Source organism: Coleofasciculaceae cyanobacterium, from assembly GCA_036703275.1.
Lineage (GTDB): Bacteria > Cyanobacteriota > Cyanobacteriia > Cyanobacteriales > Xenococcaceae > Waterburya.
The window spans coordinates 240,255-257,024 of sequence record DATNPK010000028.1 but is presented as its reverse complement, the minus strand read 5'-3'; the positions used below and the strand labels follow the sequence as shown (position 1 = coordinate 257,024).

Genomic DNA, 16,770 nt, shown 5'->3' with positions numbered 1-16,770 from the left:
ATGATTAACCGTAGGGGTGAACGGTCCCGTTCGCCCCTACATTAAGATGTGCATATTAATTATTTCTGGAACATTTTCAACATCCGTTGGGTAACGAGGAAGCCACCAGAAATGTTGATTGTTCCGACCAAAATGGCGATCGCGCCTAGAATTACAGAGGGTGAAGTTATTTCTCCAGAGATCTGCAACATACCACCCAAAATTATGATTCCGCTAATGGCATTGGTCACGCTCATTAAGGGAGTATGTAGTGCTGGGGAAACGTTCCAAATCACCTGATAGCCAATAAAGCAGGCTAAGACAAAGACAGTAAAGTGAGATAAGAAAGAAGTCGGCGCACCGATACCAATTCCGAGTAAAGCTAAACCAGCTAAGATTACCCAAACAACACCGCTACTAGATTTTTGCTCTTTCTGAGTAACAGGGGTTATTACCGCTTTTGCCGTGGGAGGAGGAGTAGGAGTAGGATTTTCAATCTTGGGTGGGGGCCAAGTTACTTTTCCTTCATGGACAATTAGCGCACCGCGAACTACTTGGTCTTCATAATCTACTTTATAATCTTCCGCCCCACCCATATCTTTGAGCAAGTGCCATAAGTTTGTACCATATAGCTGACTTGACTGCGCTGCCATACGGCTAGGTAAGTCAGTTAAGCCGATAATGGTAACGCCATTGTATTTGTAGATCTCGTTAGGCTTAGTTACTTCACAGTTACCACCTTGTTCGGCAGCTAAATCTACTACCACCGAACCTTCCTTCATCATTTCTACCATGTCGGTCAAAATGAGTTTAGGTGCTGGTCTTCCTGGAATCAATGCAGTAGTAATAATAATATCGACTTCTTTGGCCTGTTCTCTAAACAATGCCATCTCTGCATCGATGAACTCTTTACTCATGGTTTTGGCATAACCACCAGCACCACTACCGTCTTCTTCAAACTCTAGTTCCAGGAATTCTGCACCCAGACTTTCTACCTGTTCTTTAACCACAGGGCGAGTATCAAAAGCCCTCACAATTGCACCAAGGCTTCTAGCTGCACCGATCGCTGCTAAACCTGCAACACCAGCACCAATTACCATTACTTTCGCAGGAGGTACTTTACCCGCTGCGGTAATCTGTCCAGTAAAGAAACGACCAAAGTTATTTGCTGCTTCGATAACTGCCCGATAGCCCGCAATGTTAGCCATTGAAGATAAGGCATCCATCTTCTGAGCGCGACTAATTCTAGGCACTGCATCCATTGCCAAAACTGTAGCATTGCGAGATGCTAACTTGTTTAATAATTCTTCATTTTGCGCTGGCCAGATAAAGCTGATAATAGTTTTACCTTCGGGCATCTCCTCAATTTCTGAATCTTCAGGAGCGCGTACCTTGAGGATAATGTCAGCTTCCGACCAAAGTGAGGCGGTATTGTCAACAATTTTACAATCTGCTTCTTGGTAAGAATGGTTAGTAAAGTTAGCTGCTGCGCCAGCATTGCTCTCGACCAGAATTTCAAAGCCTAATTTTTGTAGTTTTTTAACCGTGTTGGGAGTTGCTGCGACACGACATTCATTAGGGTATATTTCTTTAGGAATGCCAATTTTACGCGGACTTTCTTTACGTCCTTCTGACTGTTGGCTGTCCTGCGTTTGTCTATCGACGGTTGCGGTCATAAATGCTCCTAAAATAAGTATTGACTTGAAAACAGTATAAAGACTAAAAAATTACCGTCAGCAACAGTAAACATTGATTGAAGTAATTTCTAGCAATATGTAATATCTTTTGTAGAGGAGAGAAAAGCTTTTGATTTATTTCGCTAAAACTTTGGCTTTAACGATTAGATTAATCGAATATTTTGTAGATGTATGTTTTTACTAAACTTGAGAATAGCTTAATTTTTAATACTCCTACTTTATTTATCATTGCCATCCTAAAACGATCCCCAATATTACAGGGCAATCTTTAACTTGTCTTAGTAATTGTCAGCTATTTTTAGTTTGTTTGCAAGTCTTTACATATATCTCTTGAAGACAAATAGCTTTTAATTGCCAAAAAATATTATCATTGATAATTTGTAAAATATTTGTAATAATTTTTAACAAAAATAAAATAGACGATGAAAATCGGTATTGTTGGTTTAGGTTCGATCGGTGGTTCTTTGGGTTTAGATTTACGCTCACAAGGACATCAAATTATTGGCATATCTCGTCAATCTATTACCTGTGAAACTGCCTTATCTAGAGGTATTGCCGATCGCGCCAGTACCTCAATGAATTTACTTCAAGACACGGAATTAGTCATTGTCTGTACACCGATCGCGGCGATCGCCGCGACGATTAAACAAATCATCCCTCACCTCAATTGTGAGGCGATCGTCACCGATGTCGGTTCAGTAAAACAGCCGATTGTCAAAGAGTGTAGCCCGTTATGGTCTAACTTTATTGGTGGACACCCCATGGCAGGTACAGCCGAAAGTGGTATTGATGCAGCACTACCTAATTTATTTACTGGGGCAGCTTATGTTTTTACGCCGACAGAACAAACCAAACCAGAGAATTTAGCCAAACTAAAAGCGATCGCGCTAGAGTTAAATGCCAGACCGTACATTTGTGATGCTAGAGTTCACGATCGCGCCGTTAGCTGGATATCTCATCTACCCGTAATGGTAAGCGCCAGTTTGATCGAAGCCTGTCTACAAGAAACACCCGATACATTACACTTAGCCAAAATATTAGCTAGTTCTGGCTTTCGGGATACGAGTCGGGTAGGCGGAGGAAATCCAGAATTAGGCATGATGATGGCAAAATATAATCGATTAGAACTATTGCGATCGCTTCATCAGTATCGAGATAATTTAGATTGTATAATTGCTTTAATTGAGCAAGAAAATTGGCAAGATTTAACAGCAATATTGCAGACCACAGCTCGAGCTAGAGCGGATTTTTTAAATTAGCAAATTTTAGTAAACTGGCAAGAAATTATTTAGATAACTTATAAAAAGTCAATTAAATTCAGTTGTGCCACCAGAATTAGCTGCCCAAGAAATATCGCTGAAAAATTTATCGCTCAGAGCCAAAATTGCTTTTTATTTGGAAGATACCAATACCAATATTGGTTTATGGTCTAATCTCAGCATATTCGGTTTAATCTTGCTGTCTTCGGCTATTTTCGTAGTCCAAACCTATCCCATCGGTAAGCAGTTTGAGGCTGGTTTAGAAATTGTCGATTCGGTAATTTTAATTATTTTCGCCGTTGAGTATTTATTGCGTCTTTGGTCAACTAAAAACCCAAAAAAGTTTTTCTTTAGTCTGTTTGGTGTAATCGATTTGATTGCTGTTTTACCTTTACTGATAGGTTGGACAGATATTCGCTTTATTCGAGTCTTCCGCTGGTTTCGGATTTTACGAGTTGTTAGATTTTGGCAGCTCGAAAATCAGATTTTGGGCTTCAAGACCAAAGAGAGTATGATATCTGTGCGAATTTTCCTCACCCTATTTACCTTAATTTTTGTCTACTCAGGACTAATTTATCAGGTAGAGCATCAAATAAATAGCGATCGCTTGGTCAGCTTTTTTGATGCTTTCTATTTCGTGGTTGTAACCATGACTACCGTTGGCTATGGCGACGTTACGCCTTTATCTCAGGCTGGTAAATTGATGACGGTGTTGATGATTTTTACAGGCGTATTATTTATTCCCTGGCAGCTAAGCGAATTAATTGGTCAAGTAGTTAAATCAAACAATTATGTCGAACAAAAATGCCTTGGCTGTGAACTATCTCATCATGAACCTGATGCTTTGTTTTGCAAACGCTGCGGCACAAAATTAGACCGCGATCGAGCATAAATCAATAGATTATCGCTCAAGTTTCGCTCAACAGCGCGATCGCGCTTTAGCTAAATATTAGTAACCGTAGTGAGCGATCGCCATTATTTTGAGTCAATACAGCCTGAAATTTTTAAGGTTAACTTAGTGATGTTCAAAAATATTTGGAAATTGCAGTATGTCTAAAGCAACAAATACGGGTATTGCCTGAAAACACTGTTGCGCCAGTTGTTCTCGTCCTTCTCTTCTCAGCATCATGGTTAATTTGTCCTTGACATTCAGCAAGTAACGAACATCGTTAGCAGCATAATCATACTGCTCTCGAGACAAATTATCCGCATCTCCCCAATCAGAACTTTGAGCGCGTTTATCTAACTCTACCCCTGTTAGTTCTGCGACTAAATTTTTTAACCCGTGATTAGAAGTATAAGTACGAGCTAGTTTGCTGGCGATTTTGGTGCAAAAAATTGGTGCGGTTTCGATCCCAAATGTTACATTAAACTGCGCCACATCAAAACGAGCATAATGAAAAACTTTGACAACGTCCCAAGACGTTAGCAATTTCTCTAAGTTGGGTGCTTCTGTTTGTCCTTTAGCGATCCGAACTGCGGTAATAAAACCCTGAGAGTCACATAACTGTACTAAACATAAGCGATCGCGCCCGAGAGCTAAACCCATCGTTTCTGTGTCTATAGCGATCGCCTCAGCAGACAGATAACGAGCTAAAGTAGCCACGTCTAAGTCTTCATCACAAACTTGAACGTTGTCTAAAACCATATTGCCAATCTAATTTTCCAAGATAAAAATTTGCGTGAAGTAGTATTCCCCTTCTTGATTTTGGGCTACTCCAATACCTGTTAGATTATAGTTGCCGATAATGTTTTGTCGATGAGTTTCGCTTTCAATCCATCCTATTACGGCTCTATCGGCCCGATTGCGGTAGCCTTGGTTATAAGCCACGTTTTCAGCTGCGCTGCGATAAGAAATATTAGCTTCTAAAGCTTCAATTCTGCCCTCAAAACCCTGATGACCAAGCTCCACTACTTGCTGTGCCATATCTTGACTGTGAATTTTGGCTTGTTCACTAATTAAAGCATTTAAACTCAAAGGAGCAAGATTCAAAGAGCCACGATACTGATTAATTTGTTGATGAACCTGCTGGACTAAGTTTGTCATTTCTAAGCTTTCAGCGTCGCTTGAGGCTGCTGTTATCATGCTGTTTGACTCCAGCAAAGTTGGCTCAGAAGCTACACTCGATCTTGACCAAGATACCAATCCTATAGCCAATGATATAGAAAACATAACTTTGATTAATCGAGGCGTTGGCAGTAAAATTGGTGGTCGATACACGGCTTTTAATTAGGGGATGCAGTTTAGTAATTTTATTGTAGTATTTTTGTGAATTGTGTGACCACCGCAATTTCAACCATTTTAAAACGGCAAATAAGGGAATTCAATGATCCTCGCTTTAAAATTGATCGCCTAAGTATTTAGCTACGGTCTGCACGTCTTTATCTCCCCTTCCCGAGCAATTTAAAACAATTCGCTGAGTTCCTGTCAATTGAGGGCAAAGCTGCTCTAGATAGGCAAAGGCATGGGCAGTTTCTAAAGCAGGAATAATACCTTCTAATTGTGACAAAAGACGCAAAGCGGCGATCGCTTCGGTATCGGTAATGGCATAGTATTCGGCTCGTTGAGTATCTTTTAAATAGCTATGTTCTGGACCCACACCAGGATAATCTAAACCAGCGCTAATCGAATGAGCTTCAATAATTTGTCCTTGGGTATCCTGCAAAAGATAGCTCATTGCACCATGCAGCACCCCTGGACGACCTTCTGTTAAGGTAGCAGCGTGTTTGCCAGAAGCGACACTTTCTCCAGCAGCTTCAACTCCAATTAAGCGAACGCTAGACTCGGGAATAAATTCATAAAATAAACCTATTGCATTAGAACCACCACCAACACAGGCGATCGCAATATCGGGAAGTCCGCCCCATTTTTCAGCGCACTGTTGGCGAGTTTCTTTACCGATGACAGCATGAAAATCTCTAACCATCATGGGGTAAGGATGAGGTCCTGCTACCGAACCGAGAATATAGTGAGTGCTTTCGACATTAGTCACCCAGTCACGAATTGCTTCGGAAGTAGCATCTTTGAGCGTACCAGTACCAGCAGAAACAGGTTGAACTGTTGCCCCCAATAGACGCATCCGAAAGACATTGAGCTTTTGTCTTTCCATATCTTCTACGCCCATATAAATGATACATTCCAAGCCAAAGCGAGCGCAGACGGTGGCGGTAGCTACTCCATGCTGTCCTGCCCCTGTTTCGGCAATAATTCGCTTTTTGCCCATCCGAATCGCCAAAAGAGCTTGAGCTAGAGCATTATTAATCTTATGCGCTCCCGTATGGTTTAGATCTTCCCGCTTAAGATAAATTTCTGGTTGAAAATCGGGACGAGTATAGTGTTGACTGAGACGTTCGGCAAAATAAAGCGGATTGGCGCGACCGACATAATCTTTTAGTAGTCCCTGCAATTCTTGAATAAATTCAGGGTCGTGTTTGTATTTATTGTAAGCGGTTTCTAATTCAGCCAAGGCAGGCATCAAAGTTTCAGGAACATATTTACCACCATAGGGACCAAAGCGTCCTAGCTCATCGGGTCCAGACAGAGTGAGATCGTGTTTTATTGGAGTAGCAGTCATAAAAGAACGTTGTATGTTTAATAGTAGATGCTATTACAATTTTACCGTTTAGTGTGATGAAGCTCTCGATCATCAGCGCTCGGTATTTATTTGTCTACCGAAGGCAGTGTAACGATGACTATTTTGATGAGCTACTTTGAGCAATTATTGCTGTATTTAAAGTAAATAAAAGCTAAAAGCTATCCTCACCATTGAATTTTTTAAACTCAAACTGACATTATTGCCAACCAGTGTTTAAGATGTGGTGCTACTTAAAATTAAGTCTATCTTTTAGATGTGGAATAGCAATCGAATAGCACAGACATCAACTGAGGCAGAGATAAACCGCCTCAACAACATTGAAAATCATCTTTTTTATAATCAAGAGTGCGATCCCCAAATTTTGTTTAGCTTGTATCAGCAGGTTTGGCAACAACAAGAGATTATTGCTACTGGAAGCAAGGCAGAACATGAGTTACTCAAAAGCGGGTTAGTAGTTCTATACCAGCATAAAATTAGGTTAGATCCAGCTCTCGATCGCGATAGTTTCAACGATAGTTGGATTGAAAACCAACTCATGCGTTTACGCCCCTATAGCAAGATCAGACTTAAATTGTTTGATTTAGATCTTAAAGCTAGTCTTCCCTATAAAGTTTTAACCGAGGTAAACGCCTGGACGGATGGACACCCTTTCTTAAGCCAAAAAATCTATCAAATTATTCGCGATCGCCAATCTTTTATTCCTCGAAATCAAGAAGTAGCTAAAATTTCCCAGTTAGTCCATCTATATATTATTGATGACTGGGAAAAGGGGATAGCTGCAACACATCTTCGACAATTAAAGTCTCAAATGCTGGCTTATTCTGGTTCGAGCGAATATTTATTGCTTAGTTATCAAGCAATTTGGCACAGTCAGTCTACTTTTTTCGACCAAACACCAGAACAAGAATATTTACTGAGAATTGGTCTGATAAAGTTAAAGAAAGATCGAGTCCAAATAGCTAACCGCATCTACCGCGATGTTTTTAATCATGTCTGGCTAAAAAATCAACTGATTCAAAGTGACAGCTTAATCAATCACAATGAGAACAACAATTCTGCTAACTTATTTCTCCAACAAATTTCTAATGATGTGAGATCAAATTTTTCTAGATTAGCCAAAATTATCACTTGCCTACTGGTCATCGCGGCGATCGCTGGGGGAAGTTTTTATTTAATAGCTAAATATTTTCAGTTTCAGCAGTTAGATCGAGCTAAAGATTTGCTGAACCAAAAAAAATATGCCGCCGCAATTACCGCTTATGACCGACTATTACAAACCGACAGAGGTCAGTCCCATCAGCTGTGGATTAATCGCGGATCTGCCTGGTCAGGATTAAAGCAGTACGATCAAATGTTGCAATCGTGTTCTACGGCCACTTTAATTAAACCCAAAGCCTCCATGGGTTGGAATTGTCGTGGAGAAGCACTATATTACTTGGATCGTCTTGAAGCTGCCCGAAAAGCTTTTGAGCAAGCGATCGCGATTAATCCTAACCAGGCAACTTTTTGGCTCAACCAAAGCCAAGTTTTAGCTCGTCTACAACAGCACTCTCAGGCAATAGCTGCCAGTGAGCGAGCAATTAAATTACTCCTAAAATCGCCATCCGAAGCAACTGATCGCCGTAATTTAGCGATCGCTTTTAACCAAAAAGGACAAAGCTGGTTAAAGCTAAATCAGAATCAACCAGCGCTATCGGCTTTTGAGCAGTCTCTAGAATATTCACCAGACTACTTATCAGGCCTACAGGGTCAAGCAATTGCACAATATAGATTGGGTCATTATACCGAAGCAATTACAGCTTTTGCCGAGATTTTACAGCATGACAATTTGACGCAAGAGCAACAGGCAATTAACTGGCTGTACAAGGGGATTAGCCTCTGTGAAACTCCTGAAGCTTCGGCTGCGCCACAGGCTTTTAAACAAGTTTTAAAGTTGACTACAGATCGTCAAGCAAAAGCGATCGCGCAAGCTGGCTGCGGTATTCGCTAACTAAAAGCTGAAAATGGATATAGTTTAAGTACTTTGATGAAACCAGGCAGTTAAGGCGATCGCTAAAGCATCGGCAGCATCATCAGGACGAGGAATAAAGTCTAAAGCCAGTTCTCGCGCTACAGCTGATTGAACTTCCAGTTTGTCGGCATTACCGTAGCCCGTTAATGCCTTTTTAATTTCTGGCGGTGTAAATTCTACATAGGGAAGACGAGCCTGACTTAAAACTAACATCAAAACACCTCTTGCTTGAGCTACGGTAATTGTGTGACTCATGCGATAAAAGAATAGTTTTTCTACCGCTACTAAATCGGGATTGATTTCGTCAATTAACGTATGTAGATCGTCATAGATCGTACAAAGGCGATCGCCAAAAGGAGTTTTGGCAGCAGTTTCAATTACTCCAAAGTCTTCAAGCTTAACTAAATCAATCGTATCGACTTTACCTGAGGTATGACAGATAATAGTGCCGAAACCTAATATGGCTATTCCTGGGTCTAATCCTAAAATTTTAATTTCCATTTCTGGCAGGATACGATTAATCTTAAAATCATAAGCTCTTTCAATAGCCAGTCCGTTGCGGTTCAGCACTTTCGTTGCGGAGGTATCCTCCGTTGAGAAAAGCGCGAAGAGCCGTTGCGCGGTTTCACCGCGTTGAGGCTACTGAGCAAGAAGCGCGACGGCACTGCGGACGGGTTTCCCGCCGCAGGTGACCGTCGTAAGAAGTGCTGAACCCGAAGGGGTCTGTGACCCGTTGAAGGAACTGACGTTTATTAATGTAATAGTAGTTATTCAGCTTATTAAGTCGTTTGAAGCTCAAGTGTTTAGGTTTATGATAACGACTCTGACATTAATACTTAGAAAATGTTTTTTTACCTGGGATGAAAAATTCATCTTTTTCGCGCAAAAAAAATCTTGGTCACAGAACTCGATTATTCAAGTGGTTGTCTCCAGGACTATTTATTAAACGATGGCTACTCTTAAGTGCTAGCGGTTTTGTTTTGGCAGCTATTGGGACTGCCATTTGGAGCAAGCTTACGCCGATTTATCGTTTGCTATCCTTTACTTCAGAGTTTTTAGAATTTTTAACTACCGTCGTTCCTAGCTATGTTTCTGGACCAATTGTTTTAATCGCGGGAATATTTCTGGTTTTTTGGGGACAATCTCGCACGATGGGTTCGATCACTGATGTTTTGGGAGTAGACAAAGATAAAAGACTGGTCGATATGCTGCTAGACCGTCGTCGTCTGAATCGTGGTCCGAAGATTGTTGTTGTTGGCGGTGGAACTGGGCTATCTACCCTTTTAAGAGGTTTAAAAGAATATAGCAGCAACATTACGGCTATTGTTACCGTAGCCGACGATGGAGGGTCTTCTGGAAGGCTAAGAAGAGAAATAGGAGTATTACCTCCTGGAGACATTCGCAACTGCCTAGCAGCTTTAGCCGACGAGGAGGAATTGCTGACTGAATTATTTCAATATCGCTTCAAAGCAGGAGATGGTTTAGTTGGGCATAGTTTTGGCAATTTATTTCTTACCGTGATGAGCGAGATTACTGGAGATTTAGAACAGGCAGCAACTGCTAGCTCAAAAGTTTTAGCCATTAGCGGGAAAGTTTTACCTTCTACCTTAAGCGACGTTAGTTTGTGGGCAGAAATGGAAGACGGAAGAATAATTGAAGGAGAATCAAATATTCCTGAAGCCAAAGGCAGAATTAAAAGCATTGGCTGTATTCCCGCAAATCCTCCTGCACTCCCCACAGCAGTAAAAGCAATCGAAGAAGCAGAATATATTATTATTGGTCCAGGCAGTCTTTATACCAGTATTATTCCTAATTTATTAGTACCTGATATCAGAGATGCGATCGCTAATGCTAATATTCCTCGCATTTATGTTTGTAATATTATGACTCAGCCTGGAGAAACAGAAGGTTATAGCGTTGGGGATCATATTCGCGAAATAGACCGCATCAGCAAAAGAAAATTGTTTGATGCTGTTTTAGTACATCGTAAACTTCCTAGTCCTGTATCATTACAGCGCTATGCTTTAGAAAATTCTCATCCAGTTGATTTAGATCGCCAAGAGATCGCTAAATTAAACAGAAGAATAGTTACGGCAAACGTGATGGAAGAAGATTTATCACAAGGTCACGTACGCCACAACTCCGATCAGCTAGCCAGAGTTCTACTGCGATGGTACAGTGGCAAGTGGCAGCCTAAGATTTAAAAATCTAATAGTTGAGAGGCGTATTCTTGAAAGTATTGCCTCTAAAAATTAGAATATATTGAAGTTAGTTAAAGAGATAAGGGAAGTAACAAAGCAAAACAGCCTAGTCAGCCGCTTTACTTTGTTATCCCAACTTAAAGTTACTTGGCTTATTTATAATCTATCAATTCATTATGAAGAACGTGTATTGCAACCCACTAATTAATATGAAATTTCGATAAACTTTTTATTTGCCTGAAACAGTCTTTGTTTTCCTCAGCCTATTAGGCAGCATTTTTTATTTTTCAATTAAGGCTTGCTATCGATGCCTACAATACTTTTGCCTACTCTCCAAGATACTCGGCATCTTGGTTATCTGCTAGGTAAACATCTTCTTCCTGGTCATACTATTTTCCTCTTGGGTAATTTAGGAGCAGGCAAAACCACTTTAGTTCAAGGAATTGGTCAAGGTCTTGATATTAGCGAGTCGATAGTTAGTCCTACTTTTACGCTAATCAACGAATATTTAGATGGTCGTATACCCTTGTATCACTTAGATTTGTATCGCCTGGAGCCGAGTCAGGTTGATAGTATCTATCCCGAAATCTATTGGTCGGGTATTGAAGTCGAGCCTGGTATCACGGCGATCGAATGGTCGCAACGCTTATCTATTCGACCGTCTAGCTATTTAGAAATTGAGCTTACTGCTACTGCACCATTCCCGCAAAGACAAGCCCGCCTTCAGGTTTACGGCATAAATACTTACGATCTAAAGTTTATCCAAAGTTTTCGCCAGATTACCTAATTATGGTAGAGCATTATAGATAGACCAAATAAAAAGAGCAAAGAAATTAAATTTATAGTTTCCTTACTCTAGTCAATTTTTGATTGATATATTAGTCTTAACTATTCAAAATAAAAGTTTCGCTTTTAAAATTTAGTCAATACCTAACTGATTACCGCGCTTGTATTGCATATAGGCAGCGAAAAACAGTCCTGCCAAGGTAATAAAAATTAGACCTAAAACAATACCCAAAAGTAAAGGTTCTATCACAATAATGTCTCCTTAAAATAAATTATTTAACTAAAATATATCCTACGCTAATTTTGGTATGGCTGTCATCCAAACCAAGCTCGAGCAAAATTAGCCAAAAATGAAACTACAATTACATCTTGCCTTGGCTCACCTCTAGGTTTTAAGCTAGTTTATAAATCATAATAAATATAAGTAAACATTCATAAATTTTTTTAAGATCAACAGTGGATAACCAGTTAGTCCAATCTCGTGTTTGGCTAAACCGTCTTTTATTAATCATCATGGCTGTAATGCTTATTGTCGGATTTAGTATTCTGGGTATCTATTGGCAAAAAACTTCAGACCCCTATGCTTACGATGTGTTGTCCTTGGAGGGAGATACTCAAAAAGGTTTAGCTATGTTTCAAATAAATTGTGCGGGATGCCACAATTTGCGAGCAGATAAAAATGTTGGTCCGAGATTAGAAGATATTACTAAACGTAAATCTCAGCGAGACATTATTACCCAGGTAACTAGTGGCAGAACACCCCCAATGCCCAAATTTCAGCCCAGCAAGCAAGAGATGGCAGATTTACTAAGTTATTTAAGTCAGCTTTAAATTCAAAAGCAGTCAATCGAGAAGCTAATTGACTGCTTTTAATTATTTAAAGAAAATTTTTAGGTTAAAATTTAAAATCTTTCTACACTACCGAGGAATACTGGTTCTACTCGAATAGCTAAAACGTTTCTAGGTCGGAGTACCATGTACTCTCCCTGAATGTTTTTAATTGGTACATTAACAAAATCTTCGGAATCAGATTTTGCCACTAGCGAGCTAGTGTACCATTTTTGAAATTCTTGAACAGTGTTGAATCGAACTTCTTCTCTGTGACCACCAGAAATTAAGATATGAACTGCGTATTCGTCGGCTTTTCTAGGCATAGAAACTAGTTGAAAACTGTAAGATTTATAGTTCCCATAAATTTGCTGAGAAACGTCATTAAACCATAAATAATATGAAATACTTAAATGTTGGCTACAAATAAAAATCTGTAAGGGCGTTTGGCAAACGCCCCTACGAAAAATTGTGACGCATTATTTTTTCTATTTCATATAATCAAATTAACTACTGAAAATAAGAAAAAGGGTTAGGCACAATGCTTAACCCTTTGATCGTTAAAAGTATGAATAATTTAACTTAGCGACTCTAGATAATCTCTAATTAGGTTTCTGCGTCGGGGTTGACGTAGTTTTTGTAAAGCTTTGGCTTCAATTTGGCGTACTCGTTCACGAGATAGTTCTAAGCAGCGACCAATTTCCGCCAGAGAAAATGGTTTTTCGCCACCAAAACCAAAGCGCATCTGAATTACTTCCCGTTCGCGACTGGTTAATTCTGATAGCAAATAATGCAGGTCTTTCTGTAAAGATTCCCGCATTAAGGTTTCTTCTGGAGAAGCGCTTTCAGTTTCGAGTAAATCGCCTAACTCAGTGTCTTTCTCTTTACCGACTTTGATTTCTAAAGAAACGGAACGAGGTACGCGCAACAGGACTTCGCGAATTTGAGCAGCAGTCATATCTAGCTCTTGAGCAAGATCCTCAATTTTGGGAGTACGTCCTTTTTCTTGAGAAATTTTGCGCTGAGCTTTTTTAATTTTGTTAAGCTTTTCCGTAATATGAACAGGGAGGCGAATCGTTCTGCTTTGAGTAGCGATCGCTCTAGTGATTCCCTGGCGAATCCACCAGTAAGCATAAGTACTAAAACGGTAACCTTTGGTGGGATCGAACTTTTCGACTGCTCTTTCTAAGCCGAGAGTTCCCTCTTGAATCAGATCGAGTAATTCTAAACCACGATTTTGATATTTCTTGGCAACAGAAACCACTAGGCGTAAATTCGCTTTAATCATGTGTTCTTTAGCGCGGATGCCATTTTTTTGGATTTTGTCCAATTCTTTGGCATCGCAGCCCATGGCTTGGGCCCAAGCTTGTTTACCTTCGGCTAATTTGGTTTTTAAAACAGGAATTTCCATACCCACCGCCATCGACCATCTTTTGATCGAAGGACGATGACTAAGTTGAGTTACGAGGCGATCGTGTACATCAACCAACTTAATAAATTCTTGCAGAATTACGTTACCAGCTTCGGCAGCTTCAACACGTCGTTCTAAAATATTGATGTGGCGTTGAACTTTTTGTGCTTCTGAAACTTCTTCATCTCTTTCTAGTAGAGGAACTCTGCCAATTTCCTGTAGATATAATCTGACTAAATCGGTAGTAGTCCGGCTGCCTCTGCGAGAAATAATATCTGGATCTGCACTATCTAAATCTAGTTCGACAAGCTCTTCTGGCAACTTATCAAGAATATCTTTATCATAGTTAGCTTCTGAATCCAAATTAATATCAGTGTCAGGTGAAGAATTGTCTCCTTCGATTTCAACGTATGAAGAATTAGCAAGCATAGCGTTCTCTTAATTACGACTCCAGTGAAGGTTGTGGTCACAGATGACTCAGACGTAAGACGACGGAGTTGGCTGTGACTATTGGTGAATGTGACTTCCTCCTCTGAAAATAGATTGCCCAATTCATCGTAAAAATGAACATCAACCGCAAGTTTTTTTGGCTATTTTCGGTTGGCTGCAACTATTCTCAGTAACAACACGGTTGGCTGAATGTTGTTTAAATCACACGGATTTTAAGGAAGTCCTTAAATATTGCTTTCTGGTGTGTGGAAGTATTTGCCTGATTAAAAGTTTCCGAAAATTCAAAATTGTTATATTTATTTACATACTTCTTTGAGCGATCACGAGATTTAACTAGTCAAATAAGTATCTCTATTCTTTTGATAACAAGAGATACAGCAGCTTTTGCTTTTAGTTCCCAAAAATAACCAAAAAAAAGAAACCGTCAATTAATCGCGGTTTCGTTATTGTGGAAAATTAAGTATTTTTCAGTGATTATACGGTAGCAATGTTAGGTTTTTGACGTGGATAAAGCTGCATCAATGCTCTAACTTGTTCAGCATGATAAGAACTTCGGGTTAATGGACTAGAGACTACCTGCAAGAAACCAATCGACTCGCCAAATTCTTGCCAAGCTTGAAACTGTTGAGGGGTCACAAAATCTTTGACTCCTAAATGTTTTTGAGAAGGTTGAAGATATTGTCCAATAGTCAAAATATCGCAGTCAACATCTCGTAAACCCTGGATAACTTCTCTTACTTCTGCGTCGGTTTCACCCAAACCAACCATGATGCCAGATTTGGTATATACCCAAGGCGCAAATCTGCGGGAACGTTGTAAAAGTTCGAGCGATCGCTGATAATTCCCTTGAGGACGTACTCTTTTATATAGTCGAGGAATAGTTTCGGTATTGTGATTTAAGACATCTGGTTGAGCAGCCAAGATAATTTCTAAGCTATCCCAATTGCCACACAGATCGGGAATGAGTAACTCAATCGTGGTTTGCGGGGAAACTTTACGCACCTCTTCAATACAGCGTACAAACTGAGATGCCCCCTCGTCTGGTAGATCGTCGCGATTTACCGAAGTAATTACTACATGATTAAGCTTAAGACGGCGTACTGCTTCGGCTAGCTGCAACGGCTCGTTTGGATCGAGAGCCTGGGGTTTTTTCTCAAAGTCAATATCACAATAAGGACAGGCGCGAGTACAGGCTGGCCCCATAATTAGAAAGGTAGCTGTACCTACAGCAAAGCATTCCCCAATATTAGGGCAAGAAGCTTCTTCGCAGACGGTATTTAACGATAAATCGCGCAATATCTCCTTAACGCTACCCACTCGTTCAAATTGCGGTGCTTTAACCCTTAACCAGTCTGGCTTGACTACCACTCCCTCTTGCTCCAATTTACTTAAGATTAATTACTGCTTATTCTATCTTGTCTCTAAGTGCCTGTATTGATTTTGCGTTTAACCCCCAAATTTGGGGTAGGGCTGTTTCATTCTTAGAATAATCGAGCATAATTGGGCATATTTTCTGAATTACATCAATAATTCAATAAGAAAATAGTGCATCTGCATATTTAAGCCCAGGTATTGGCATATCTACTTTAGGTGTAGGTGATGGAGACATAACGGTAACAGACGATACTCGCCTTACTTGGCAAGCTAAAGTAGGAATATCCGCACCTGTTAGTAAAAGATTAAGCATTTTTGGACAAATGAGATATGCTAGCCAATTCGAGGAAAACACTGTTGATTTCTTTGGAACAGAAATAGGACTTAATTTTGAGTTTTAAAGTTATTAGGTGAGTTAAACACATCTGTATTTTTATGGATATTTACGGCTTCCCTTTTCAAAAATAGTTATTTTTATATGTTTCTATATGAAGTAATAAGTAATTAAAATACGGAAGCTAATTGGAATGACTATACTTACCTTTTTTACCGCCAATTTTCTACTGATAAATTTTCAATTTTAGAAAACTCTTTAATATTACTTGTTACTACAATTAGATTGTTTGCCAGTGCTGTTGCAGCAATTAAGAGATCATAATAGCCAATCGGACTACCAGCTTGTTTTAGTTCGCTTCTAATTTTTGCTGCTATATTAGCTTCTGCAATAGAAAAATCAATAGTTTTAATTTTTTGATAAATAGCTGTCAATTGAGGAGTAATTTTTTGGCTCAAGCTGGGTTTTAGTTTTAACCCATACTCAATTTCAAATCTGGTAATGGATGAGACAAAAATATTATAGGGGTTCTCTTGCTTAAGTCTTCCCATAGTGTTGATGTCACCTTTTATATAATCTGAAAGACTACAAGTATTTAACAAATAAGTCATTAAAAAATGTCTTCCTTTGGTTGGAGTAGATTATCTTCGCTGCTAATTTCAAACTCTGGACAACCTTGCCAATTTAAGACTTCTTCTCCCCAATTCGTTGCTTCACGCTCTTCGATTAATCGAGCTATGGCTTCATTGATCAAATGGTTACGTGATACCTCTTCTCGTTCAGAAATCGCCTGCAATTTTTTTCCTAAATCATCGTTAAGGTAAATACTAAAATTCATTAGATT

Annotated in this window: 19 protein-coding genes; 7 read left to right on the top strand and 12 right to left on the bottom strand. The window is 39.6% G+C overall.

The genetic code is table 11. The features are described from left to right. Window positions 1–59 precede the first annotated feature (59 nt). Window positions 60–1,655 (bottom strand): Re/Si-specific NAD(P)(+) transhydrogenase subunit alpha, encoded by a 1,596-nt coding sequence (pntA, locus tag V6C71_07950; protein HEY9768431.1) that lies wholly within the window; start codon window positions 1,653–1,655, stop codon window positions 60–62. A 443-nt stretch (window positions 1,656–2,098) separates the two neighbouring features. On the opposite strand from pntA, the gene V6C71_07945 reads away from it, so the two are divergent. Then, the gene (locus V6C71_07945) at window positions 2,099–2,935 is read left to right on the top strand and encodes a prephenate/arogenate dehydrogenase (GenBank protein HEY9768430.1); all 837 of its coding nucleotides are present in this window, start codon (window positions 2,099–2,101) and stop codon (window positions 2,933–2,935) included. A 64-nt stretch (window positions 2,936–2,999) separates the two neighbouring features. Beyond that, window positions 3,000–3,827 (top strand): ion transporter, encoded by an 828-nt coding sequence (locus V6C71_07940; GenBank protein HEY9768429.1) that lies wholly within the window; start codon window positions 3,000–3,002, stop codon window positions 3,825–3,827. A 123-nt stretch (window positions 3,828–3,950) separates the two neighbouring features. Here the strand turns inward: V6C71_07940 and V6C71_07935 are convergent, their stop codons facing one another. After that, window positions 3,951–4,583 (bottom strand): ribonuclease D, encoded by a 633-nt coding sequence (locus tag V6C71_07935; protein HEY9768428.1) that lies wholly within the window; start codon window positions 4,581–4,583, stop codon window positions 3,951–3,953. A 9-nt stretch (window positions 4,584–4,592) separates the two neighbouring features. Then, on the bottom strand, window positions 4,593–5,021 hold the full coding sequence (locus V6C71_07930) for a CAP domain-containing protein (protein HEY9768427.1): 429 nt from the start codon (window positions 5,019–5,021) through the stop codon (window positions 4,593–4,595). On the opposite strand from V6C71_07930, the gene V6C71_07925 reads away from it, so the two are divergent. Continuing rightward, the gene (locus tag V6C71_07925; GenBank protein HEY9768426.1) at window positions 5,020–5,169 is read left to right on the top strand and encodes a hypothetical protein; all 150 of its coding nucleotides are present in this window, start codon (window positions 5,020–5,022) and stop codon (window positions 5,167–5,169) included. The genes V6C71_07930 and V6C71_07925 overlap by 2 nt on opposite strands. A gap of 105 nt (window positions 5,170–5,274) precedes the next feature. Here V6C71_07925 and trpB read toward each other — a convergent pair whose 3' ends face one another. Beyond that, the gene (gene trpB, locus V6C71_07920; GenBank protein ID HEY9768425.1) at window positions 5,275–6,510 is read right to left on the bottom strand and encodes a tryptophan synthase subunit beta; all 1,236 of its coding nucleotides are present in this window, start codon (window positions 6,508–6,510) and stop codon (window positions 5,275–5,277) included. Between the two features lie 274 nt (window positions 6,511–6,784). Here trpB and V6C71_07915 point away from each other — a divergent pair, with 274 nt between their 5' ends. Continuing rightward, window positions 6,785–8,521: a tetratricopeptide repeat protein gene (locus V6C71_07915; GenBank protein ID HEY9768424.1), complete on the top strand. Its 1,737-nt coding sequence runs from the start codon at window positions 6,785–6,787 to the stop codon at window positions 8,519–8,521. 24 nt (window positions 8,522–8,545) lie between these two features. On the opposite strand, the gene ruvC is transcribed toward V6C71_07915, so the two are convergent. Further along, the gene (gene ruvC / locus V6C71_07910; GenBank protein ID HEY9768423.1) at window positions 8,546–9,112 is read right to left on the bottom strand and encodes a crossover junction endodeoxyribonuclease RuvC; all 567 of its coding nucleotides are present in this window, start codon (window positions 9,110–9,112) and stop codon (window positions 8,546–8,548) included. A 290-nt stretch (window positions 9,113–9,402) separates the two neighbouring features. Here ruvC and V6C71_07905 point away from each other — a divergent pair, with 290 nt between their 5' ends. Both V6C71_07905 and tsaE read left to right on the top strand, forming a co-directional pair. Then, window positions 9,403–10,746: a gluconeogenesis factor YvcK family protein gene (locus V6C71_07905; GenBank protein ID HEY9768422.1), complete on the top strand. Its 1,344-nt coding sequence runs from the start codon at window positions 9,403–9,405 to the stop codon at window positions 10,744–10,746. A gap of 304 nt (window positions 10,747–11,050) precedes the next feature. After that, window positions 11,051–11,530 carry a tRNA (adenosine(37)-N6)-threonylcarbamoyltransferase complex ATPase subunit type 1 TsaE gene (gene tsaE, locus V6C71_07900; protein HEY9768421.1) on the top strand — a complete coding sequence of 160 codons (480 nt, stop codon included), beginning with the start codon at window positions 11,051–11,053 and terminating at the stop codon, window positions 11,528–11,530. Between the two features lie 132 nt (window positions 11,531–11,662). Here the strand turns inward: tsaE and petG are convergent, their stop codons facing one another. After that, window positions 11,663–11,779 carry a cytochrome b6-f complex subunit PetG gene (petG, locus tag V6C71_07895; protein ID HEY9768420.1) on the bottom strand — a complete coding sequence of 39 codons (117 nt, stop codon included), beginning with the start codon at window positions 11,777–11,779 and terminating at the stop codon, window positions 11,663–11,665. A 206-nt stretch (window positions 11,780–11,985) separates the two neighbouring features. Between petG and V6C71_07890 the strand changes: the two genes are divergently transcribed. Next, complete coding sequence (locus tag V6C71_07890; GenBank protein ID HEY9768419.1) at window positions 11,986–12,360, top strand: c-type cytochrome; 375 nt, start codon at window positions 11,986–11,988, stop codon at window positions 12,358–12,360. Between the two features lie 71 nt (window positions 12,361–12,431). Here the strand turns inward: V6C71_07890 and V6C71_07885 are convergent, their stop codons facing one another. The 6 genes from V6C71_07885 to V6C71_07860 form a co-directional block, all read right to left on the bottom strand. Continuing rightward, a complete protein-coding gene (locus V6C71_07885) occupies window positions 12,432–12,683 on the bottom strand; it encodes a hypothetical protein (GenBank protein HEY9768418.1) in 252 nt (83 codons plus the stop codon). 251 nt (window positions 12,684–12,934) lie between these two features. After that, window positions 12,935–14,197 (bottom strand): RNA polymerase sigma factor SigC, encoded by a 1,263-nt coding sequence (gene sigC, locus V6C71_07880; GenBank protein HEY9768417.1) that lies wholly within the window; start codon window positions 14,195–14,197, stop codon window positions 12,935–12,937. A 495-nt stretch (window positions 14,198–14,692) separates the two neighbouring features. After that, entirely contained in the window at window positions 14,693–15,601 is a 909-nt protein-coding gene (gene lipA, locus V6C71_07875; GenBank protein ID HEY9768416.1) for a lipoyl synthase, read from the bottom strand. A gap of 148 nt (window positions 15,602–15,749) precedes the next feature. After that, window positions 15,750–15,905 carry a hypothetical protein gene (locus V6C71_07870; GenBank protein HEY9768415.1) on the bottom strand — a complete coding sequence of 52 codons (156 nt, stop codon included), beginning with the start codon at window positions 15,903–15,905 and terminating at the stop codon, window positions 15,750–15,752. Window positions 15,906–16,138: 233 nt separating this feature from the next. Further along, on the bottom strand, window positions 16,139–16,537 hold the full coding sequence (locus V6C71_07865; GenBank protein HEY9768414.1) for a PIN domain-containing protein: 399 nt from the start codon (window positions 16,535–16,537) through the stop codon (window positions 16,139–16,141). Continuing rightward, the gene (locus V6C71_07860) at window positions 16,537–16,764 is read right to left on the bottom strand and encodes a ribbon-helix-helix protein, CopG family (GenBank protein ID HEY9768413.1); all 228 of its coding nucleotides are present in this window, start codon (window positions 16,762–16,764) and stop codon (window positions 16,537–16,539) included. Before V6C71_07860 ends, V6C71_07865 begins: the two co-directional genes overlap by 1 nt. Window positions 16,765–16,770: the final 6 nt, after the last annotated feature.

Bases quoted from the DNA above. Each gene is read 5' to 3' on its own strand.
- V6C71_07860 (HEY9768413.1), bottom strand. From the start codon at position 16,764: ATGAATTTTAGTATTTACCTTAACGATGATTTAGGAAAAAAATTGCAG.
- V6C71_07885 (HEY9768418.1), bottom strand. From the start codon at position 12,683: ATGCCTAGAAAAGCCGACGAATACGCAGTTCATATCTTAATTTCTGGT.
- trpB (HEY9768425.1), bottom strand. From the start codon at position 6,510: ATGACTGCTACTCCAATAAAACACGATCTCACTCTGTCTGGACCCGAT.
- V6C71_07935 (HEY9768428.1), bottom strand. From the start codon at position 4,583: ATGGTTTTAGACAACGTTCAAGTTTGTGATGAAGACTTAGACGTGGCT.
- V6C71_07945 (HEY9768430.1), top strand. From the start codon at position 2,099: ATGAAAATCGGTATTGTTGGTTTAGGTTCGATCGGTGGTTCTTTGGGT.
- pntA (HEY9768431.1), bottom strand. From the start codon at position 1,655: ATGACCGCAACCGTCGATAGACAAACGCAGGACAGCCAACAGTCAGAA.
- sigC (HEY9768417.1), bottom strand. From the start codon at position 14,197: ATGCTTGCTAATTCTTCATACGTTGAAATCGAAGGAGACAATTCTTCA.
- V6C71_07905 (HEY9768422.1), top strand. From the start codon at position 9,403: ATGAAAAATTCATCTTTTTCGCGCAAAAAAAATCTTGGTCACAGAACT.
- tsaE (HEY9768421.1), top strand. From the start codon at position 11,051: ATGCCTACAATACTTTTGCCTACTCTCCAAGATACTCGGCATCTTGGT.
- V6C71_07915 (HEY9768424.1), top strand. From the start codon at position 6,785: ATGTGGAATAGCAATCGAATAGCACAGACATCAACTGAGGCAGAGATA.
- V6C71_07925 (HEY9768426.1), top strand. From the start codon at position 5,020: ATGCTGTTTGACTCCAGCAAAGTTGGCTCAGAAGCTACACTCGATCTT.
- V6C71_07865 (HEY9768414.1), bottom strand. From the start codon at position 16,537: ATGACTTATTTGTTAAATACTTGTAGTCTTTCAGATTATATAAAAGGT.
- V6C71_07870 (HEY9768415.1), bottom strand. From the start codon at position 15,905: ATGCTTAATCTTTTACTAACAGGTGCGGATATTCCTACTTTAGCTTGC.
- V6C71_07930 (HEY9768427.1), bottom strand. From the start codon at position 5,021: ATGATAACAGCAGCCTCAAGCGACGCTGAAAGCTTAGAAATGACAAAC.